This window comes from Alteromonas sp. ALT199 (assembly GCF_018619335.1).
In the GTDB taxonomy this organism is placed as follows: Bacteria; Pseudomonadota; Gammaproteobacteria; order Enterobacterales; family Alteromonadaceae; genus Alteromonas.
Genome location: NZ_JAHHDX010000080.1, coordinates 1,641 through 2,662, shown reverse-complemented (window position 1 = coordinate 2,662; position 1,022 = coordinate 1,641). Strand labels below are relative to the sequence as shown.

The window sequence follows — 1,022 nt, the reverse complement described above, 5'->3', positions numbered from 1 at the left end:
CCCTTCTTTATAGATGGCAATTTCAATGCCTTCATTGCCGTTAAAGCGGGTTACAACATCACGGTCTTTATAGGCACTCTCTACCGCGGCAACGTCTTTAAGCTGAATATTTCTGCCTTCAAAGCGTCCAATGAACAGGTTTTCGATATCGCTTAGCGTTTCAAACTGATTCAGGGTTCTAACTAAGAACGCTTGGGCTGCGTTGTCAATTCGACCGCCTGCAGCGTTAATGTTTTCAGCACTCACCCGGTCAATAATACGGGTAATAGGAATAGACAATTGACTGGCTTTTTGCTGGTCGATAAGAATGTGAATTTCATTTTCTAGACCACCGCCAACGCGCACGGCAGCCACGCCTTCTACCGACTCTAAACCACGTTTTACCTGTTGCTCGGCGTATAAACGCAATCGCTTCATTTGCGCTACGCTTAAATGTGACGTGTCGCTTTGTGCCGTAAGGCCTAGTTTTATTACTGGGTCTAAACTGGGGTTAAAACGAAGCAGTCTTGGTTTTTCTATATCAAGGGGAAGTTGTAAAACATCAAGTTTTTCGCGCACCTCTAAACTGGCGAAATCCATGTCGGTACCCCACGCAAAAGAAAGTACCACGTCAGACTGGCTGGCACGCGAAGTGGACGTGACTTTACGTACCCCTTTTACTACGCCAATAGCTTCTTCAATAGGTTTTGAAACCAGTTGTTCTACTTCGCCCGGCGCTGCACCGTCGTAGTCGGTGCGAATGGTCAGAGTAGGGTACGATAAGTCAGGCAGTAGGTTAACCGACAGTCTACCTAGTGACACCATACCAAATAGTAATACCGCAAAGGTGAACATACTAACGGCAACAGGGCGCTTTACAGCGATATCTACAATACGCATCGTGTGAATTCCTTGTAAAACCGAATTAACCGTTAACTACTTCAACAGGGGCGCTGTCTTTCAAGTTTTGATGGCCTGCAGTCACCACTTCTTCGTTACCATTTAAGCCTTTAATTATTTCAATGACTTCGTTATTTTCAAAA

At 45.2% G+C, this 1,022-nt stretch carries 1 protein-coding gene and 1 pseudogene; both read right to left on the bottom strand.

From position 1 onward, the window contains the following. Nucleotides 1–879, bottom strand: an 879-nt coding sequence (locus KL866_RS08080) for an efflux RND transporter permease subunit (RefSeq protein WP_214994515.1), incomplete at its 3' end; no start/stop codon positions are given. Nucleotides 880–904: 25 nt separating this feature from the next. Beyond that, a pseudogene (locus KL866_RS20215) lies at nucleotides 905–1,022 on the bottom strand (efflux RND transporter periplasmic adaptor subunit); the annotation flags it as partial.